This is a genomic window from Rhizobium sp. 2YAF20 (assembly GCF_052114685.1).
In the GTDB taxonomy this organism is placed as follows: Bacteria; Pseudomonadota; Alphaproteobacteria; order Rhizobiales; family Rhizobiaceae; genus Rhizobium.
This window is the reverse complement of record NZ_JBFRFF010000014.1, coordinates 75,064-94,514: the sequence shown is the minus strand read 5'-3', so window position 1 is coordinate 94,514 and position 19,451 is coordinate 75,064. Positions and strand designations below refer to the sequence as shown.

The window sequence follows — 19,451 nt, the reverse complement described above, 5'->3', positions numbered from 1 at the left end:
CCGAGCTAGCCATTTGCACGTGTCTTGAGAATTGCCGAAAAGCGCGGGTCGAAAGCCCGGCTGATCGGCTCGGCCGCCGCACCTAGCGCCACCGCCCAAGGGTCGGTCATGCCAAGTTGCACCCGCGGCAGCCGGCGGTCGCGCCGATCGGCAATTGACGGCAGCAGCGGGTCCATTGCCTGCATCAGGCGCCGCGCCAGCGGTTCGGGCGCGCTGCCGCAGAGGATGACTGTCTCCGGATCGAAGATGGTTTCGATGATCTGGACGCTCCAGCGCAGGTCGCCGGCGGCAAGCTCGATCCAACCGGCAAGTGATGGCTCAGGGCTTTCTGCTGCCGCGGCGAGCTTGGCATGCAAATCGGGATCGGCAGGATCAAGCCCCATATGCTGGTAGAGCGAAGCCAGTGACGCCCGGTGCTCCAGCGCCTGGTGCTGTCCGCCACCTTGGCGCGGCGGCGTCAGTATCATCCCGATTTCACCCGCATTGCCGTTCGACCCATTGTAAAGCTCGCCATTAAGAATGAGGCCGGCGCCGATACCATAGCCGAGATAGAGGCAGACGGCATGGTCGAGGCCGTTTGCAGCGCCAACCATCCGTTCCGCCGTCGCCGATGCGGAAGCATCGTTCTGCAAGCCGACGTCAAGGCCCGTACCTGCAGCCAGCGTCTCGAGCAATGGAAAATTCTGCCACGCCGCCATCATCCAGGCGTCGTCCTCGATGATCTCCATGCCGAAGGGTCCAGGCATTGCCACCCCCAGCCCGACGAGGCGCTTCTCCGACTGCGAACTGAGGGTTGCCAACTCGCGCCGGACCTCCTCGACCAGATCGAGGATCACCTTGACGCCTCGAGCCGGTCCGCCCCGGGGCAAATTCGCTTCCGCCCGCACGAGGACATTTCCGACGAGATTGACGGCGGCGGCTCGCGTAACGTGGCGGTCGATCTGCAAGCCGATCGCAAAGGCTCCGTCGGGGACAAGCTTATAGGGCGTCGACGGCTGCCCCCTGCCCTTGCGCACGACCTCAAGCGACAGGACCAACCCGTCGTTTTCCAGCTCCTCGATGATGTTTGAGACCGTCTGCTTGGTCAGCTTCGTCGCCCGCGAAAGGTCGGCGCGCGATAGCGACCCGTTGAACCGCAGGGCGTCGATCATCACCCGGCGATTATGGGCGCTGGTGCCTTCGTGGTTCGTTCCGCTCTTTGCCCGGATCGGGCGCACATCGTTCATGCAATTTCCCTCTTGACTTGATTAGAATATTGAAGAAGAAATAAGTCAAGACAATTGACTTAATAAGGAACCGCAAGAGTTCCGGGGGAACGCGGACGGCATCGAGCTGATATTTCGAGGTCGTATCAACGCTCCGACACATTTGCCGGCACCGCCCTTTTTCATGCGGCGCCTTCCAATATTCACCATCGGCAGACCGCCGGCGGCGAACGCAATCGCAACTGTCAGTCACTGGAGGGAATAAAATGTTGAAGTCCACACGCATAGCGCTACTCAGCGCCAATCTTATCGGAGCAGGTTTTGTCGGAATGTCCTTTGCAGCGCAAGCGCATGCCGAGACGACGTTGAATGCGTTGTTCATGGCGCAGGCCGCTTATAGCGAAGCAGACGTTCGCGCCATGACCGAAGCCTTCACCAAGGTGAACCCGGACATCAAGGTCAATCTCGAATTCGTTCCCTACGAGGGTCTGCACGACAAGACGGTGCTGGCGCAAGGATCAGGCGGCGGTTACGATGTTGCCCTCTTCGACGTCATCTGGCCGGCGGAATATGCCACCAACAAGGTGCTGGTAGATGTCTCCGGCCGCATCACCGACGATATGAAGAAGGGCGTCCTTCCCGGCGCCTGGACCACGGTCCAGTACGACAGCAAATACTACGGCATGCCGTGGATTCTCGACACCAAATACCTGTTCTACAACAAGGATATCCTTCAAAAGGCAGGGATCGCCACGCCACCGAAGACCTGGGACGAGCTTGCGACCGATGCCAAGATCATCAAGGACAAGGGCCTGCTTGCAACGCCGATCGCCTGGAGCTGGTCGCAGGCCGAAGCTGCAATCTGCGACTATGCAACGCTGGTCAGCGCCTATGGCGGCAAGTTCCTCGACAATGGCAAGCCGGCCTTCCAGTCGGGTGGCGGTCTCGATGCGCTGAAGTACATGGTCGCCAGCTATTCTTCGGGCCTTACCAATCCGAACTCCAAGGAATTCCTCGAAGAGGACGTCCGCAAGGTCTTTGAAAACGGCGATGCCGCTTTCGCGCTGAATTGGACCTACATGTACAACCTTGCCAACGACCCGAAGGAAAGCAAGGTCGCCGGGAAAGTAGGCGTCGTGCCTGCTCCCGGCGTTGCCGGCAAGAGCGAAGTCTCCGCCGTCAATGGCTCAATGGGCCTCGGCATCACGGCGACCAGCAAGCATCAGGACGAGGCCTGGAAATACATTGCCTTCATGACCTCGCAGTCGGTGCAGAACCAGTATGCCAAGTTGAGCCTGCCGATCTGGGCGACCTCCTATGACGATCCGGCCGTGACCAAGGACCAGGAAGAACTGATTGGCGCTGCCAAGCACGCACTTGCAGCCATGTTCCCAAGGCCTTCGACGCCGAAATATCAGGAGCTGTCCACCGCGCTGCAGCAGGCGATCCAGGAATCGCTCCTCGGTCAGTCGTCGCCGGACGATGCCTTGAAGACTGCCGCCAAGAACAGCGGCCTCTGATCCACCGGTCTCGGGCGGCGATCCCGGTCGCCGCCCAAATTCTTATCGCAATCCGACGCTTGAAAAGGGCTGCCCATGTCCGGCACCTGGATGACAACCCGCGCGTGGCTTTTGATGCTGCCACTGCTTGCGGTCATGATCGCCGTCATTGGCTGGCCTCTCATCGATACAGTCGGCCTTTCGTTTACCGACGCCAAACTGGTCGGCACCGCAGGCGGTTTCGTTGGCATCGACAACTACGCCAAGATGATTTCGAGTTCCGCCTTTCAGCGCACGCTGCTGACGACGGCCGAATTCGCCGTCATCTCGGTCGCAGCCGAGATGGTGATCGGTGTGCTGGCAGCCTTGCTCCTGAACCAGGAATTTCGCGGCCGGACGGTGCTGCGCGCCTTGATGATCCTGCCCTGGGCGCTGCCCACGGTGGTCAACGCCACCCTGTGGCGGCTGATCTACAATCCCGAATACGGCGCGCTCAACGCCGCCCTGACCCAGCTCGGCCTGATCGACGCCTATCGCTCCTGGCTTGGCGAACCCGGAACCGCGCTTGCATCGCTGATCGTCGCCGATTGCTGGAAGAACTTTCCGCTGGTCGCCTTGATCGCACTTGCTGCGCTCCAGGCCGTGCCTCGCGATATCACCGCCGCTTCCCTGGTTGACGGCGCCGGGCCGTTCAATCGTTTTCGCTTCGTGATCCTGCCCTATCTCGCCGGCCCGCTGATGGTGGCGCTAGTGCTTCGGACCATCGAAGCTTTCAAGGTCTTCGACATCATCTGGGTCATGACGCGCGGGGGGCCGGCCAACAGCACGCGTTCGCTGTCGATCCTCGTCTACCAGGAGGCATTTTCCTTCCAGCGGGCTGGCTCCGGCGCGTCGCTGGCGCTGGTGGTGACGCTGCTCGTCAGCCTGCTTGCCGCGGCCTACGCCGGTCTCGTGCGCAAAACCGCGGGGAGTGCCGCCTGATGGAACGCAAGAGCCCCGTCTTTACCGCCTTCATCTATCTCTGCGCCCTGCTGCTTGCCGCCGTCATTCTGGCGCCGCTTGCCTGGCTCTTCATCATGAGCATTTCGCCGCCGGCCGATCTTGCCGCCAAGCCACTGCGCTGGTGGCCGGAGGCGGTGGATTTCTCGCGCTATGGCACGCTACTTTCCATGGCAGAAAACAGCGCCGGCGCGGCCTTCACCTCGTCGTTGCGCAATAGCATCGAGGTTGCCGGCATGGCGACGATCGTGGCGCTCGCGCTCGCCGTCCCATCCGCTTGGGCCGTATCGAGGACGCCTTCCGTCGGCTGGTCGCTTTATATGGTGATCGCGACCTATATGCTGCCGCCCGTGGCGCTGGCGGTTCCACTCTATATGGGGCTTGCCTATCTCGGCCTGCTCAACAATGTCTTCGGCCTGGCGCTCGTCTATCTCACCATCCTTGCGCCGTTTACCACCTGGCTGATGAAATCCGGTTTCGATTCCATTCCGCGCGAGATCGAACAGGCAGCGATGATGGACGGCGCCGGATTGTTTGCGACGCTGCGCATCATCACCCTGCCGCTGGCAGCTCCCGTCATGGCGACGTCGGCGCTGTTTGCCTTCCTGCTTGCCTGGGATGAGTTCTTCTACGCGCTGCTCTTCACCTCCGACCAGCGCGCCAAGACCCTTACCGTCGCCATCGCCGATCTCGCCGGCGGCAGGGTTTCCGATTATGGACTGATTGCCACCGCCGGCGTGCTCGCTGCCCTACCGCCCGTGGTCGTCGGTCTCTTCATGCAACGCGCCCTGATTTCAGGGTTGACCAGCGGCGGCGTCAAGGGATGAACATGAGCTCGAACGACAATCGCCCGACGGGGCTCAAAGCAATCGACCGCGAAATGGCACGCCAACTCGCAGATGCCATCGCGTCCTACGAGGGAGCTGGCGAAATGGCAGCCCGGGTCGCGGCGTCGCTAACATCGACTGGCCGACTGCTTCTGCTCGGCATGGGCGGATCGCACGCCGTCAGCCGCGCCGTCGAACCGCTTTATCGAGCGATCGGCATCGAGGCGATAGCGGTGACCCTCTCCGAGCAACTCGGCCAGCCATTGCCGCTGGACGAACGCACGGTGCTGGTGACATCCCAATCCGGTGAAAGTGCTGAGGTACTGCGCTGGTTTGCCGAAACCGGCGGGACCAAGGAGACGTTCGGCCTAACGCTTGAAGGCGGCTCATCGCTGGCAAAGGCAGCACCTTGCCTCGTTGGGACCGGCGGCACCGAGATCGCTTTCGCCGCTACCCGCAGCCTGACGGTCTCCTTTGCCCTGCATCTTGCGGTCCTTGCAGCACTTGGTGAAGACCCGACCGCGGCACTCGCCTCGCTCCACGCGCCGGCGAACAATGATGTCGCGGAGGCACTTGCCGCGTTCGAGAACGTTGCGACGGTCGTCACATCAGGTCGCCGGCTTCAGGGTCTTGCCGAGGCACTGGCGCTCGGCCTGACCGAACTGTCGCGGCTTCCCTGCTTCTCGCTCGAGGGCGGCCAGCTGCGGCATGGACCGATGGAGATGCTCGGCCCCAGGATCGGCGTCGTCCTGTTCCGCGGAAAGGACGCAACTGCGGGTCTCGTCGCTGTTATGGCTGCATCCGCCCTCGAGGCTGGTGCGCCGGTGGTCGTGTTCGACTCGTCGGGCGAAGAGCAAGTCGCTGGGACAACGACGATCCGCTTCAGCCCCGCGTCGGACATGGCGGCGATCTTTGCGATGTTGCCGGTGGCGCAGCGCTTCATGATCGCCTTCGCCGATGCCCGTGTTGAGAATGCCGGGACGCCGGTACGCTCGACCAAGATCACCCGGAGCGAATGATGCGTCCGCTTGCAGTCATCGGTAATGTCAATGTCGACCTGATCCTTGGTCCGGCTGAGCCCTGGCCCAAGGCCGGGACGGAGGTCATCGTTGACCACGACGAACTCAGGGTCGGCGGCGCCGCCGGCAACAGCGCGCTCACCTGGTCAGCCCTCGGCGTCGATTTCGAGATCGCCGCCAATGTCGGCTCTGACGAATTCGGCCGATGGTTGCGCGGGGCCTTCGGTGAAAGGGCTGCGAAATGGCCGGTGAGCGCCGAGGGCACGACACTGTCCGTGGGCATCACCCACCCGGACGGCGAGCGAACCTTCTTCACCACGCGCGGCCACCTGCCCCGCTTTACGCTGGACGACGTCCTGTCGGTGCTCGATGGCGAGCGGCTGGCCGGAGGCTATATGTTGCTCTGCGGCTCGTTTTTGACGACCGACCTGACCGTTGACTACGAAGAGCTATTCGACTGGGCAGACAAGCATCGCATCACCACCGTCCTTGATACTGGCTGGCCGCTCGACGGATGGACGGAGGAGAATTGCGGGGCGACCCGCGCCTGGCTCACCCGTTGCGGCTGCGCGTTGATGAACGAGATCGAAACGACGACGCTTGCGGGTCTTCCAGATCCCATCGAGGCGGCGCGCGACCTCAGGGCCCATATGCCGGAAGGCGCAATCGTGGTCGTCAAGCGCGGGCCGCAGGGCGCCGTCGCCATCGACGCCGACGGTGCGCTTGTCTCGGTGCCTGCCCCGGTCGTCAGCGTGGTTGATACGATCGGCGCCGGGGACGTGTTCAACGCGGCCTTCCTCGCGACACTTGCAGCCGGAAAGCCCCTTGTCGCCTGCCTCGAAGCCGGCACCAACGTCGCCTCGAAGGCGATCTCCACCCTGCCCCGCAGCTATGGCAGGCCGCTGCAGTCCGACGCCAAGGAGACCACGCGATGAGCGCGCTCGAAATCCGCAACATTCACAAGACCTACGGCGACGTCGTGACGCTGAAGGGTATAGACATCGCGCTCGAAAGTGGCGAGTTCCTGGTCCTGCTTGGCCCCTCTGGCTGCGGGAAATCGACGCTCCTCAACATTATTGCCGGTCTTGCCGAGGCATCCGGCGGCGATATCCTGATCGGCGGCAAATCGGTGATCGGCGTGCATCCCAAGGATCGCGATATCGCCATGGTCTTCCAGTCCTATGCGCTTTACCCGAACCTGACCGTTCACCGGAACATCGGCTTCGGCCTCGAGATGCGCAAGGTTCCGACCGACATCCGCGACAAGGCCGTGCGTGACGCTGCGCGATTGCTGAAGATCGAGAACCTTCTCGATCGCAAGCCGGGCCAGCTCTCCGGCGGGCAACGGCAACGCGTCGCCATCGGCCGGGCGCTGGTCAGAAAGCCGGAAGTGTTCCTCTTCGACGAGCCCTTATCCAACCTTGACGCCAAGCTGCGCATGGAAACGCGAACCGAGCTGAAGCGGCTGCACCAGATGCTGAAGACGACGGTGGTCTATGTCACCCATGACCAGATCGAAGCAATGACGCTCGCCACCCGTATTGCGGTGATGCGCGACGGCCGCATCGAGCAACTGGGCACGCCGGAGGAAATCTACGACCGGCCGGCGTCTCTCTATGTGGCCGGCTTCGTCGGCGCACCGCCCATGAACATGCTCAATGTGACGGTTCGAGGCGAGACACTCGTCATCGCCGGCTCCGACGCCGTAGTGCCGCTGCCTTCAAGGTTTCGTGGTCATGCCCGCGATGGGCAGCAACTCATATTGGGCATCAGGCCCGAGGCGCTCAATCTCTTCCGCAACGAGGCAAGCGTTTCGCTGTCGACGCGCGCCGAGGTCGCTGAATTGACCGGACCTGAACTGGTCGTGACGGCAATGGTCGGCGAGCAGCGGCTGATGGCATGCCTGCCACCACGCTCAAGCATTGCCGGCGGCGAGGACCTGACGCTGTTCTTCGACGAGGACGTGGCTCACCTCTTCGAACCCGAGACCGGCAAGGCGATCGTCTAAGCGATCTCGATATCCGTCTCGCCGAACCTGCCGTCTTTGGACAACAAAGGCTGGCGATAATATCGCGCGCAGGCATAGGCCATGCAATCGTCGAGTTCGAGGCAGGCGGAATGCCGGCCTTTGCCGAAACGGTCATAGGCCTCCGCAGCGAGGAACGCTGCACGCGGCGGCACGGCAAGGAGCTGGATGTTCACGATCTGAAGGAAGGCCTTGAAGGCGGTCTCGACCTCCGCGTTCGGCAGATTAAAAATGGAGCCCACAGCGACCGCCGCTTTGGCAACCGCCATTGGCGACGTCATTCTAACGGTCGATGCCTGGAGGCGGCGCGCGAAATTCCGCGCATCGTTTTCATCGGTCATCATGGCGGCCATCACCGAAGCATCGATAAACATCAGCCTTCATCTCCAGCAGCATCAAGTGCGCTCACGCCCTGCCCGGCCCTGTTTTTTAGGTCGCGGCAAAAGGCGACTGCAATATCCTCGAGCAGGGGCTTTGCAAGTTCCTCGTCGAGTGCCCGCTGTAGCGCCCGGCGGACCGCTTCCGTTTTGGACGAGGCCTGCGTCAGTATCTGATAGCGACGGGCCAAACGGTCTATGGCGTCGTCCTTGATGTAAAGAGGCATCCGGTATCCCTTTCTGCGTTTTTTGCGGAGATGGGTATCCACCGGGACGCTCCACGGCAACAAAAAACCCCGCTCCAATTGGAACGGGATTCTTCTGAGGTCGATGAGATATCGCTCCGGCGCTACTCGGCCGGCTCGGGCGATGCGTGGCCGGGGTTTGCCTCCATGCTTCCCGGCGCCGGCTTCGGCTGTCTCCAGGCGATCAGCCTGTAGAACATCGGGATGAAGAAGGTAGCAACGAATGTTGCCGCAAGCATGCCGCCGATAACCCCGGTTCCGATCGCATGGCGACTGGCCGAACCCGCACCGGTGCTGATTGCCAAGGGAATGACGCCCAGGATGAAGGCCAGCGAGGTCATGACGATCGGGCGAAAGCGCAGCCGCGCCGCCTCGATCGCCGCCTGCCCGGCACTCATTCCTTCCTGACGCTTCAGCACAGCAAATTCCACGATCAGGATGGCGTTCTTGGCCGCAAGGCCGATCAGCGTCACCATGCCGATCTGGAAGTAGACATCGTTGGTGAGCCCGCGCAGATAGGTGGCGAGCAGCGCGCCGAACAGCGCGAAGGGAATCGCGGTGATGACGGCGAGCGGCAGGCTCCATTTCTCATATTGAGCCGCAAGAATCAGGAATACCATGATGATGCCGAAGATCATCGCCTGCGTGCCTGCGCCGCTGGTTTCAAGCTCCTGGAAAGCCGAGCCGGTCCAGGCGATCTGGAAGCCCTCAGGCAAGTTCTGCTGCGCGACTTCCTGCATCGCCTTGATCGCGTCGCCGGAGGTATATCCGGGTGCGGGATTTCCCGTGATTTTTGCGGCGTTGAAGGCGTTGAAACGCTCAACCTGATCTGGCCCGATGACGCGCGTCACCTTCACCAGGGCATCAAGCGGGATCAGGCTGCCGCCGTCGGCCCGGACGAACACCTGGCGAAGATCGTCAGGCGATTCACGGAAAGGCGCTTCCGATTGCAAGTTGACCTGGTAATTGCGGCCATAGAGCGTGAAATCGTTGACATAGAGGCTGCCAAAGGTTGCCTGCATCGCATCGAAGACCGAGTTGATCGGCACGCCAAGCGCTTTTGCCTTCTCACGGTCGAGGTCGGCGCGGAACTGCGGCACGTTGGTATCGAGCGTGGTGCGCACCGCTGTCAATTCAGGGCGCTTGGCCGCCAGCGCCACAAGCCTGTCCGTCTGCTCGGCCAGACCCGAAAGGCCCTTGCCTGTCCGATCCTGAACATAGACCTCGAAGCCGCCGGTCGTGCTAAGGCCCATGATCGGCGGTGGATTGAAGGCGAGGACCATCGCGTCTTTGATGCCCATGTTCATGCCGATGATCGGGCCTGCCAGGTTGCGCGCATCGAGATCGGGCGTCTTGCGTTCGCTCCAGTCCTTCAACGTCACGAAGGCGACCCCCGCATTCGTCTTCAGCCCGCCAGAGAGCAGGTCGAAGCCGGCGACGGCAAAGACGTTGTCGACTGCCGGAAGCCTCTTCGTGTTGATCAGCGCCTGGTCCATCACCGCCTGGGTGCGCGGCAGGGAGGCCGCCGGCGGCAGCATGGCGATTTCGAACAGAACGCCCTGGTCCTCATCGGGGACGAGAGAGCCGGGAATGATATAATACAGGTAGCCGGTTGCCCCAACAAGACAAGCCACGAGCACAAGACCCAAGACGAAGCGCTTGACGAAGAAACTGACGCCTGCCGAATATCCCCTCGTCAGCCGTTCGAAACCGCTGTTGAATATGCGGAACGGCAAGATTGGACGATGGTGGCCAGGCTTAAGCAGCAGCGCGCAAAGTGCCGGCGTCAGGGTCAGAGCGACAATCCCCGACAGGATGACGGACATGGCGATGGTCACAGCGAACTGCTTGTACATCTGTCCCGCCAGGCCGCCCATGAAGGAGACCGGGATGAACACCGCGCAGAGCACCAGAACGATGGCAACGACAGGCCCGGTGACTTCGCCCATGGCCTTGATCGCCGCCTCGCGGGGCGGCAATTTTTCTGTCGACATCAACCGCTCGACGTTCTCGAGCACGACGATCGCATCATCGACGACGATGCCGATGGCAAGCACCAGGCCGAACAGGGTCAACAGGTTGATTGAAAAGCCGAGCAGGTACATGCCGGCAAAGGTGCCGACGATCGAGATCGGAACGGCGATGACCGGGATCAGCGTCGCGCGCCAGTTCTGCAGGAAGACGAAGACGACCATCACCACAAGCAAGATCGCCTCAATGAAGGTATGGATCACCTCGTCAATCGAAACCTGGATGAACTTCGTCGTGTCATAGGGAATCTGGTAGGCAATGCCTTCCGGGAAAGACTTCTGCAGTTCGTCGAGGCGGGAGCGAAGCGCCTTCATCGTGTTTAGAGCATTGGCGCCGGGCTGCAGATAGACTGCAATCGGAATGGCTGCCGTGCCATTGAGGCTGCTCTGCACCGCATAGCTCTTCGTGCCGAGCTCTATGCGCGCAACGTCCTTCAGTCTGAGTGCCGCGGCGTTGGCGTCTGCACGAAGAATGATATCGCCGAACGCGTTGACGTCAGGCAAGCGGCCCTGCGTGGTCACGGTGTAGGTGAAAGGCAGCGACTTACTGTCAGGCTGGTCTCCGAACTTGCCGGCGGCAAACTGGGAGTTCTGCTCGCGAATAGCGCCGGCCACATCGCTTGGGGTGAGATTGTACTGCGCCAGCTTGTCCGGACGCAGCCAGATGCGCATCGAATAGTCGATGTCGCCCAAAAGATTGACATCGCCCACGCCGGGGATGCGTTTGAGGTCGTCGACGACGTTGAGGAGCGCATAATTGCCGACATAGGCGCGGTCATACCGGTTGTCGGACGAATACATCGCGACAAAACCGAGAATGGATGTTGACCGCTTGGTTACGACGACACCGAGGCGGGTAACGTCCTGCGGCAGCGTCGACGTGGCACGTTGAACGCGATTGTTGACGTTAATCGCTGCCTGGTCTGGGTCGGTTCCGAGCGCAAAGGTGACCGTGATCTGCATTGCGCCGCTGTTGGAGTTCGTCGACTGCATGTAGAGCATGTTTTCGACGCCGTTGATCTGCTGCTCAAGCGGCGAGGCAACGGTCTGCGCGACGGTTTCGGCACTGGCGCCGGGATAGGTTGCAGTGACAACCACCTGCGGCGGCGTCAACTCGGGATATTGCGCGATCGGCAAGATGCGCAACGCAAGGATGCCCGCCAGGACGATGATGATCGAGATCACCGCCGCAAAGACGGGACGATCGATGAAAAACCTGTTGTTCATCAGTTCTGCGCCACCTTGTTGACTTCGCCTGCCGGAGTTGCCTGGACCGGAGAGCCGGGGCGAACCTTCATGATGCCTTCTGTGATCAGCTTGTCACCCGCACCCAGGCCGCTCAGCACCAGCCATTGGTCGCCGACCTTCTGGCCGAGCGTCAGCGGATTGACGTGGGCCTTGCCATCCTTATCCACGGTGTAGACGAACTGGCCCTGGGGGCTCTGCATCAATGCCACCTCGGGGATGACAATGGCGTTGTCGAGCGAAACACCGGTGACCGTGGCACGGACGAACTGCCCCGGCAGCAGCCGGCGATCGGGGTTTGCAACGACGGCACGCGCCTGCAACGTTCCGGTCGAAACATCAATGGTTGACGAGGTGAAATCGACCACACCATCCTGATTGTAAGTGGATCCGTCACCGAACGAGATCTTGACGCCGAGCTTTGGGGCCTCGCCCTTTGCCTTCTTGAGATCGACAAGCCTTCGAACCTCGGCTGCCTCGATATCGGAGAAGGAGAAATTGACATAGACGGGGTCAAGCTGGGTAATGCTGGTCAAGAGCCCAGTGTCGCCACTGGTGCCGATCAGGCTCCCCTCGGAGACATGCTCAAGGCTGGTGATGCCGTCGACCGGAGCCGTGACGGAGGTGTAGTCGAGATTGAGCTGGGCCGTCTGCAAAGCCGCGCGGGCCGAGGCGACCAGGGCTTCGGCCAGTTCGCGGGCAGAAATCGCGTCGTCGCGCGCCTTCTCGCTTCCTACCTTCTGGTCGAACAGGCTGCCGGTGCGCTTTTCCTCGCGCTGGGTCTGGCTGAGCTGGGCTTCTGCCTGCTGCAGCAGCGCCTTGGATTTGGCGACATCCGCCTGATAGGTGGCCGGGTCGAGCATGAACAAAACGTCGCCTGCCTTGACTTCCGCGCCTTCGATGAAATTGCGCTTCAGCAGAATACCGCCGACACGAGCCCGAACGTCGACTTGTCGAAATGCCGTAATGCGAGCGGCATATTGATAGCTGAGCGGCACCGTCTGAGTCTTGACTTCGATGACGGTCACAGGCGGTGGCGGCGGCGTCTGTCCGGCCTGCTGCGCATAGCCGGGGAAGGCCGAGAGAATTGCCAGGCCCGCCACCAGAAGGCTGCTACGGGGAGAAAGGATTGATCGCGCCGTCATGAAAAATCACCGCTCGTTATGGATTTCCTATTGCGACGCAACATACAAACATGCATGGATGATTGTAAATATCAAATCGAAGTCGCAACATAAAAAAATGAGGAGCTGAATGCGCAGGACCAAGGAAGACGCCGCCAAGACGCGAGAAGAAGTTCTGACCGCAGCCGCGGAGGTCTTCTATGAAAGCGGTGTCAGCGGCTCAAGCCTGGACAAGATCGCCAAGCGCGCCGGCGTGACCCGAGGCGCAATCTACTGGCACTTCAAGGACAAAGCTGAAGTGTTGACGGCCTTGCACAGCCAGATCAAGTTGCCGCAGGAAGCGATCATCACCGATGCTCTGGAATATGGGCACGACGATCCTCTTGGTCTGATCGAGGCCGGCTCGATGTCGGTGCTCCATATCCTGGCCGAAGACGAACATCAGCAGCGGATTTTCGCGATCATGACGCTGAGCTGCGAATTTACGGAGGATATGTCGGACGCAACAGCGCGAGTAATGGCGGCCAACGCCGAAATGTACGGCAAGCTGCAGAATATCATCCGGCTGGCCGCCCGCCAGAACATGCTGGCAAGCGGTTGGACCGTCGACACTGCTGCGCGCGCATTCCAATGTTCCGTCAACGGACTTTTCGGCGAATGGCTGCGTTCCGGGAAATCCTTCTCTCTCGTCGAGGTTGGCGAAAAGCTGGTGACCACGCTCATCGGCTCCATGCGGGCGCCTGGATCAGCGAACTGAGCCGGACAAGACACCATCACTGTCCATTTTCCTTTCCGACATGCCTTGCTGCATCGGCAAATGAAATGTCGCTCTTGATCTCGCGTGTCGACATTGAAGTGGACGTCCGCTTGACGCCTGGCAGGCGGCAGAGTTCCTGGCGAAGGATGCGATCGAGCGCGTTCATGTCGGTCGCGACAATGTGAAGAAGATAGTCCGCCTCGCCGGTTGTCGCATGGCAGCGCCAGATCAGTGGATGCCGCCTTACCGCAGCTTCGAATGCCTCCGAAAGTTCAAAATCGATGGAAACCTGAATGAAGGCCTCCAGGCCGAAGCCAAGCAGGGCGGCATCGAGCATTGTCCTGTACCCGCGAATGATGCCAGCCTCCTCCAGCGCCTTTACCCGCTTCCAGCACGGTGTCTTGCTGAGGCCGACGATCTCGGCCAGCGCGGCAAACGACATGCGCGCATCCGCTTCCAGCGCAGAAACGATCTTCTGATCCAGCAGACTTAAGGCCATCGTTCTCTCCAAGGCTGAAATCTTGTCCATTCGTACTCTGATCATGGCATTCACCATGACAAATAGAAACAATGTTCAGCCAAAAATTTCCTATCATCGACGAAAGCAAACAGGCTTCGAGCTGAAGAGCCGCGCAAGGGGACAGACCATGAACAGAGAAGACTATTACGCCCGCATCGAGGCGCCTGAGATGCGCGATTATGGCGTCTATCTCCAGTGCGACCGGCTACTTGCCTGCCAGAAGCCTCTGGCTGAAATGGCAAATGCTGACGAACTGCAGTTCCAGATCGTGCACCAGGTCGAAGAGCTGTGGATGAAACTCATCGCCTATACGCTGGTCGACGTCCTGGCCTATCTCGAAGATGCCAACACCCATCGCATCGTAACGCTGATGGGCCGCGTACACCGTTTGATGCGAATGATGACGGCGCAGCTCGACCTTCTAGAAACCATGTCGCCGAAGGAATATCAGCAGATCCGCCTGCAGCTTGGCAACGGCAGCGGCCAGGAATCGCCCGGCTTCAAATTCCTGCTGCGGATTCCGCCGGATCTCTGGCATGCGTTCAAGGCAAGCTATCTCGATGGCCCCAGCCTCACTGTCGAGGATATCTACGATGGGAAATATGATCACGGCGATAGCTATGTGGTCGCAGAAGCCCTGATTGAATTCGACGAGCTGTTTCAGAAGTTTCGCGCCCACCACCTTTATCTGATCCATCGCTCGATCGGCCTCGGATCGAAGTCGCTCAAGGGTCGACCGGTCGACCTGCTGCAGGCCGGCGCCCGCTATCGATTCTTCCCTGAGCTTTGGGACGTCCGCTGCTCGATGACCGACCAATGGGGAAGCCATTATGGTGTCATCCGAGATTCGATCTCGAAGCCAGACGAAGCGGACGATCGTAACAAACCAACCGCTGCGTGAGGGTGCGCATGCTTGCGGATGCAAGCATTGATAGCGCCAAGCGAAAGAACCTCTGCATAATTAAATTTGCGGTAACGTTTGCCTAGTTTTCGCCATATTCAGCCTTAGCTTGGCCATCACCGTGATCTGCAAGGGTTTCCCGCATCTATGGCCGAAAGTCCGCTCTACGTGCAATTCCCGGCAGAAGCGGCAATCCAGGCACATCCACACCACGAATTTCATATTCCCTTTTTGCCGCGCTCTGCTCATCTGCGCCACCTGATCGCCATCGGCTTGGGAGCTGGTGCCTCCTTCGGTCTGCTGGCCGCGGTAATCTATCCTCTGCTCGCCCGGCACACGATCGCTCAGGCGGTTCAGGTGCCGCATTCCGAGGTGGCGCAATCACAGCCTTCAATGCCGAAGGCAAACCGGCTTGCCGGCCGGAAACGCTTTGATGGCTCACGCTTCGCGCAAGTTGCCGAAACGCTCTCAAGCGGCGAGACCAGAATATTCACCTATCACCGCCTGACCCTTGTCTTCAAAGGCGATGCGAGCGACTACGGCGAAGGCGGATCCATGGCCGCCGCGTCCTCGCAGATGGATGAAACGCAATCCTATACCGGGCGATGGTCGCAGCCTTTGTTGGCGGACATGCGAAACGGTATCTATTCACCTCCCGGCACCATGATTTCCGGCAAACGGTCGCGTTTCCCGGTGCGTGGCGTTCCGCTCAATGTCAGCTACACCTCGGCCGAAGCGCCGCCCACCCGCGAGATCAAGCGCCTGGTGTCCATGCCGAAGAACCGGCAGGAATTGGCGGATGTGCTTGAAACTGCAGGCCTTGGAGACGAGAACCGAGATCAGCTCGTGCAGGCGCTGGCAACCGACACCGTCGCGCCGGGCGATAGTCTCGAGCTCTTGATGGAGAAGAACCCGATCGATGGACAGCCAAAGCTCATCATGGCGAAACTGAACGGCGACAAGGCCGGGGAACGTGTCGTGGCGCGGGATGATGCAGACGGTTTCGTCACACTTTCGGACGACCGCCTGTTTTCCACTCTGTATAGCGAAGGCCAGTCAGAAGCACCTTCCTCCACCGAGGTCGCAGCCGTTGATCTCAAGGGCGTGCGGGACGGCGATCAGACAGGCCTGCGCTCACGGCTGGAGCGGGCCGGGCTTTCCGACGATGCGGCGACGGGCTTGATGAAGCTCGCGGCTTCGAAAGGCATCACGCTCGGTGTCGGCGACAACGCGCCCGACAGCGTCGACTTGCTCTTCCGTAAATCGGATGATGACAATCAGGAACTGATGTTCATCGAGTTCCATTCGGGCGACGAGGCCCACCGCTTCTATCTACATCGCAATGGACCCGACGCGCTGTCTGAATTCTATGACGAAGACGGCCATTCGGTCGCAAAGTATCTTGCGCATCGCCCCGTCCCCGGCGGAAAACTCGGTGATGGGTTTGCGTGGCGCGTTCACCCTATCCTCGGCGTGAAGAAATTTCATAACGGCGTCGATTTCCGCGCGCCAATGGGCACTCCGATCCTCGCAGCCGGCGATGGGGTCGTTGAAAAGATCGATTCCGAAACGGGGTATGGCAAATATGTTCGCATCCGCCACGACGGCGGCTACGAGACGACATATGCTCATATAGCCTCGACACCTCGAGACCTGAAGGTCGGGCAGCGCGTGACGCAGGGCGAGGTCATCGCCTATGTCGGCTCGACTGGTTATTCGACCGGGCCCCATCTGTACTACGAGCTCCGGGTCAACGGCCAATACGAGAATCCCTTGACCGCCAGCCTGCCCGCCGGCACCAATCTTACCGGCAAGTCCCTGGATAACCTGCGTTCGCAGGTCAATCACGTCGACAGCATCATGAGCTACCTCGATGTATCGGGGCCGGCAGCGGCAGCGGCACCAGCGCAGGCCAAGGCCTTCTCATCCCTCGAGCGAAAATAGCTGGAACCGCGCGCGCGGCATCGCGGGCTTTTCCCATCGGCGCCTTCGGCAAAGATTGCCCAGCGGCTTCCCCTCAGGAAAATACTGAGGGAACATAGCGTTTATGCTGCATAGCGAGAATTTCTATGCTTCTGATGTGTCGCCATGCCAAAAATAAAAACTATTGGTAATAGTTAAGAGGTAGTCACGCAGAAAAATGCAGACATGGTCGAGGAGACCAATGCCGCCGGTGCCAATCCCGCGTCGGAAGCAAGCCAGTTGCACGATCTCATCTCTCAATTCAATCTTGGCGCGGACAGTCACGACGACAAGCACGTCGCAACTGCTCACAGAATAATGTCGGCCCGATCGGCGATCGCTCGCGGAGAAAATCTGCAGTTTGGCTCACCGGTTCAAAAAATGGTGGCTGGCGTCAACAGGGCTTTCTCGAACGCCAAGTCGCCGAGCCAAGGCAGCTGGCAAGATTTCTAGCCAAATGCAAGGCGTGCTGCTTCGTACTTCGACGCTGCACGCCGTGATCGTGTGATGCACAGCTTGGGCTCGATCTCATGAGCGCCCTGCGCCCGATCGTTGCGCATCTTATCCGCGCACCGCATCAGTCGAGGCAAAGACAGCACTTGCATCGCTGACAATTGAAACATGGGCGTAGGCGGCGCGACCGGCAGCCTCGCCATCGGCGCGCATGATTGCTGTGACGATGCCGGCATGCTCATCATAGGATTTCGCCAGGCGCCCTGGTAATCTGAACTGCGCCCGCCGGAATGGCGCAAGCCGCGCCCGGGTCTGCGTCACGAGATCGCAGATGTGATCATTATGTGCACCGCGATAAAGCCTCGTATGAAATTCGATGTTGTAGGCAGCATAATTTTCCTCATCGCCAGCGTGAACCAGGTCAATCGAGTGGCGATGGCCATTCTCCAGCGAGCGACGTTCGTCTATCGTCATGCGCTCGGCGCTGAGCCGCGCGCAAATCCCTTCAAGCTCGGCCATGGCCTCGAACATAGAGGCGAGATAATTGCCCGTCACATTGGTGACGACGGCGCTGCGGTTCGGCTCGCGGCCGACAAGTCCCATGGCGCAGAGCTGACGCAGAGCTTCCCGCACCGGCGTTCTGGATACCTCAAAGCGGCCTGCGAGCGATAGCTCGTCGAGCCGTTCGCCCGGCTGCATTTTCCCCGTGACGATCAGATCCGCAATCGCTCGCACAACCTGCTCGACCGTCGTTCCCGCCCGGATGATTTGCTTTCGTCTGACGTGTTTCACAGGAGAATCTAACACTCTAGATGATTTGCATACAGATGCCTTTCGACATCAAAGATGTCAAATCCGTGGGGAAAACTGTATTTTTAGGCGCCCAGTGCAGCGTGATTTCCCGGCGGGGAGTTTCCCATTGGCTGCACCCAAGTCAACTGCCTCATTCTTGGAGCCTGCTCTTCTTTTCATCATTTTGATTGTCAAAAGTGCATGCAGTTTTCGCTGATCGTCATTGATATATCAGTAATATAAATGTTTTCAATATCATAGAAACTGGCACGACCATTGCATACACTTTTCTGTAGGATTTCAAACCGGCCATCGCCCTTGAGGAGCACTCCCATGACCAAACTCCTTCCCATGACACGCCGCTCGTTTCTGCAGACCACCGCCACCGGTGTGGCTGCGGGCTTGGCGCCTTCCTTCCTCGCGACCGGCGCCTTTGGGCAGACTGCGCTGAGCGTCGGTTTCATCTATGTCGGCCCTAAGGACGATTATGGCTACAACCAGGCCCACGCGGAAGGTGCCGCCGTTGTCAAGGCAATGCCGGGCGTCACCGTCGTCGAGGAGGAGAAGGTCCCCGAAACGGTCGACGTTCAAAAGACGATGGAGTCGATGATCAATCTCGACGGCGCCACGCTGATCTTCCCGACATCCTTCGGTTATTTCGACCCCCACATGCTGGCCATGGCTGCAAAATACCCTGACATCCAGTTCCGTCACTGCGGCGGCCTCTGGCAGAAGGATAAGAACCCGATGAATACGGGCTCCTACTTCGGCTATATCGGTCAGGGGCAATACCTGAACGGCATCACGGCCGGTTATGCCAGCAAGAGCAAGAAGATCGGCTTTGTTGCGGCCAAGCCCATCCCGCAGGTGTTGCAGAACATCAATTCCTTCCTCCTCGGAGCCCGCTCCGTCGATCCGGCGATTACATGCCAGGTGATCTTCACCGGCGAATGGTCGCTGGCGGTTAAAGAAGCCGAAGCCACGAACGCTCTGATCGACCAGGGCGCCGACGTCATAACCTGTCACGTCGACAGCCCGAAGGTCGTCGTCGAGACTGCCGCCGGTCGCGGCGCCTTCGTCTGCGGTTACCATGCCAACCAGAGCCCGCTTGCGCCGGAGAAGTACTTGACCGGCGCCGAATGGGCGTGGGGCAATGTCTACACCAACTTCATCAAGCAGGCGCAGGCCGGCCAGAAGCTGGGGAACTTCGTTCGCGGCGGCCTGAAGGACGGCTTCGTCAAGATGAGCCCCCTTGGCCCCGGCGTGTCGGCGGAGGCAGCCAAAAAGTTCGAGGCGACCAAGGCCGAGATGATGGCCGGCAGCTTCTCAGTGTTCAAGGGTCCGATGAAGGACAACAAGGGCAAGCAGATCGTCGATCCCGGCAAGAGCTACGCCGAGGACGCGATCGAACTCGAGAGCATGGACTATCTCGTCGAAGGTGTGGTCGGTTCGACAGCCTAAGCAAGCAGG

18 protein-coding genes are annotated in these 19,451 nt (G+C 60.2%); 11 read left to right on the top strand and 7 right to left on the bottom strand.

Annotated elements, in window-relative coordinates:
- Positions 1 to 5 precede the first annotated feature (5 nt).
- The gene (locus AB4Z52_RS17700; RefSeq protein WP_442219236.1) at positions 6 to 1,226 is read right to left on the bottom strand and encodes an ROK family transcriptional regulator; all 1,221 of its coding nucleotides are present in this window, start codon (positions 1,224 to 1,226) and stop codon (positions 6 to 8) included.
- 245 nt (positions 1,227 to 1,471) lie between these two features.
- Here AB4Z52_RS17700 and AB4Z52_RS17695 point away from each other — a divergent pair, with 245 nt between their 5' ends.
- The 6 genes from AB4Z52_RS17695 (at position 1,472) to AB4Z52_RS17670 (ending at position 7,557) form a co-directional block, all read left to right on the top strand.
- Positions 1,472 to 2,725, top strand: a complete 1,254-nt coding sequence (locus AB4Z52_RS17695) for an extracellular solute-binding protein (RefSeq protein WP_442219235.1) — start codon at positions 1,472 to 1,474, stop codon at positions 2,723 to 2,725.
- A 75-nt stretch (positions 2,726 to 2,800) separates the two neighbouring features.
- On the top strand, positions 2,801 to 3,685 hold the full coding sequence (locus AB4Z52_RS17690; protein WP_442219234.1) for a carbohydrate ABC transporter permease: 885 nt from the start codon (positions 2,801 to 2,803) through the stop codon (positions 3,683 to 3,685).
- Positions 3,685 to 4,530, top strand: a complete 846-nt coding sequence (locus tag AB4Z52_RS17685) for a carbohydrate ABC transporter permease (protein WP_442219233.1) — start codon at positions 3,685 to 3,687, stop codon at positions 4,528 to 4,530. The genes AB4Z52_RS17690 and AB4Z52_RS17685 overlap by 1 nt, the downstream gene beginning before the upstream one ends.
- A gap of 2 nt (positions 4,531 to 4,532) precedes the next feature.
- Positions 4,533 to 5,549 carry an SIS domain-containing protein gene (locus AB4Z52_RS17680; RefSeq protein WP_442219232.1) on the top strand — a complete coding sequence of 339 codons (1,017 nt, stop codon included), beginning with the start codon at positions 4,533 to 4,535 and terminating at the stop codon, positions 5,547 to 5,549.
- Positions 5,549 to 6,484 (top strand): PfkB family carbohydrate kinase, encoded by a 936-nt coding sequence (locus tag AB4Z52_RS17675; RefSeq protein ID WP_442219231.1) that lies wholly within the window; start codon positions 5,549 to 5,551, stop codon positions 6,482 to 6,484. Before AB4Z52_RS17680 ends, AB4Z52_RS17675 begins: the two co-directional genes overlap by 1 nt.
- Complete coding sequence (locus tag AB4Z52_RS17670) at positions 6,481 to 7,557, top strand: ABC transporter ATP-binding protein (protein WP_442219230.1); 1,077 nt, start codon at positions 6,481 to 6,483, stop codon at positions 7,555 to 7,557. The genes AB4Z52_RS17675 and AB4Z52_RS17670 overlap by 4 nt, the downstream gene beginning before the upstream one ends.
- Here the strand turns inward: AB4Z52_RS17670 and AB4Z52_RS17665 are convergent.
- From AB4Z52_RS17665 to AB4Z52_RS17650, 4 genes are all read right to left on the bottom strand, one after another.
- Entirely contained in the window at positions 7,554 to 7,949 is a 396-nt protein-coding gene (locus tag AB4Z52_RS17665; RefSeq protein ID WP_442219229.1) for a type II toxin-antitoxin system VapC family toxin, read from the bottom strand. The two genes, AB4Z52_RS17670 and AB4Z52_RS17665, sit on opposite strands and share 4 nt — an antisense overlap.
- The gene (locus tag AB4Z52_RS17660) at positions 7,949 to 8,179 is read right to left on the bottom strand and encodes a type II toxin-antitoxin system VapB family antitoxin (protein WP_442219228.1); all 231 of its coding nucleotides are present in this window, start codon (positions 8,177 to 8,179) and stop codon (positions 7,949 to 7,951) included. Before AB4Z52_RS17660 ends, AB4Z52_RS17665 begins: the two co-directional genes overlap by 1 nt.
- A gap of 122 nt (positions 8,180 to 8,301) precedes the next feature.
- A complete protein-coding gene (locus AB4Z52_RS17655; RefSeq protein WP_442219227.1) occupies positions 8,302 to 11,454 on the bottom strand; it encodes an efflux RND transporter permease subunit in 3,153 nt (1,050 codons plus the stop codon).
- Positions 11,454 to 12,617: an efflux RND transporter periplasmic adaptor subunit gene (locus tag AB4Z52_RS17650; RefSeq protein ID WP_442219226.1), complete on the bottom strand. Its 1,164-nt coding sequence runs from the start codon at positions 12,615 to 12,617 to the stop codon at positions 11,454 to 11,456. Before AB4Z52_RS17650 ends, AB4Z52_RS17655 begins: the two co-directional genes overlap by 1 nt.
- A gap of 109 nt (positions 12,618 to 12,726) precedes the next feature.
- On the opposite strand from AB4Z52_RS17650, the gene AB4Z52_RS17645 reads away from it, so the two are divergent.
- A complete protein-coding gene (locus AB4Z52_RS17645; RefSeq protein WP_442219225.1) occupies positions 12,727 to 13,353 on the top strand; it encodes a TetR family transcriptional regulator in 627 nt (208 codons plus the stop codon).
- Between the two features lie 16 nt (positions 13,354 to 13,369).
- On the opposite strand, the gene AB4Z52_RS17640 is transcribed toward AB4Z52_RS17645, so the two are convergent.
- On the bottom strand, positions 13,370 to 13,852 hold the full coding sequence (locus AB4Z52_RS17640; protein ID WP_442219224.1) for an Lrp/AsnC family transcriptional regulator: 483 nt from the start codon (positions 13,850 to 13,852) through the stop codon (positions 13,370 to 13,372).
- Positions 13,853 to 14,000: 148 nt separating this feature from the next.
- Between AB4Z52_RS17640 and AB4Z52_RS17635 the strand changes: the two genes are divergently transcribed.
- The 3 genes from AB4Z52_RS17635 to AB4Z52_RS17625 all read left to right on the top strand — a co-directional run bounded on the left by AB4Z52_RS17635 (position 14,001) and on the right by AB4Z52_RS17625 (position 17,189).
- Positions 14,001 to 14,774 carry a tryptophan 2,3-dioxygenase family protein gene (locus AB4Z52_RS17635; RefSeq protein ID WP_442219223.1) on the top strand — a complete coding sequence of 258 codons (774 nt, stop codon included), beginning with the start codon at positions 14,001 to 14,003 and terminating at the stop codon, positions 14,772 to 14,774.
- Between the two features lie 147 nt (positions 14,775 to 14,921).
- Complete coding sequence (locus AB4Z52_RS17630; protein ID WP_442219222.1) at positions 14,922 to 16,718, top strand: M23 family metallopeptidase; 1,797 nt, start codon at positions 14,922 to 14,924, stop codon at positions 16,716 to 16,718.
- Between the two features lie 204 nt (positions 16,719 to 16,922).
- A complete protein-coding gene (locus tag AB4Z52_RS17625; RefSeq protein ID WP_442219221.1) occupies positions 16,923 to 17,189 on the top strand; it encodes a hypothetical protein in 267 nt (88 codons plus the stop codon).
- 108 nt (positions 17,190 to 17,297) lie between these two features.
- Here the strand turns inward: AB4Z52_RS17625 and AB4Z52_RS17620 are convergent, their stop codons facing one another.
- Positions 17,298 to 17,981 carry a GntR family transcriptional regulator gene (locus AB4Z52_RS17620; protein ID WP_442219220.1) on the bottom strand — a complete coding sequence of 228 codons (684 nt, stop codon included), beginning with the start codon at positions 17,979 to 17,981 and terminating at the stop codon, positions 17,298 to 17,300.
- Between the two features lie 333 nt (positions 17,982 to 18,314).
- Here AB4Z52_RS17620 and AB4Z52_RS17615 point away from each other — a divergent pair, with 333 nt between their 5' ends.
- A complete protein-coding gene (locus AB4Z52_RS17615; protein WP_442219219.1) occupies positions 18,315 to 19,442 on the top strand; it encodes a BMP family ABC transporter substrate-binding protein in 1,128 nt (375 codons plus the stop codon).
- The last annotated feature ends 9 nt before the right edge of the window (positions 19,443 to 19,451 follow it).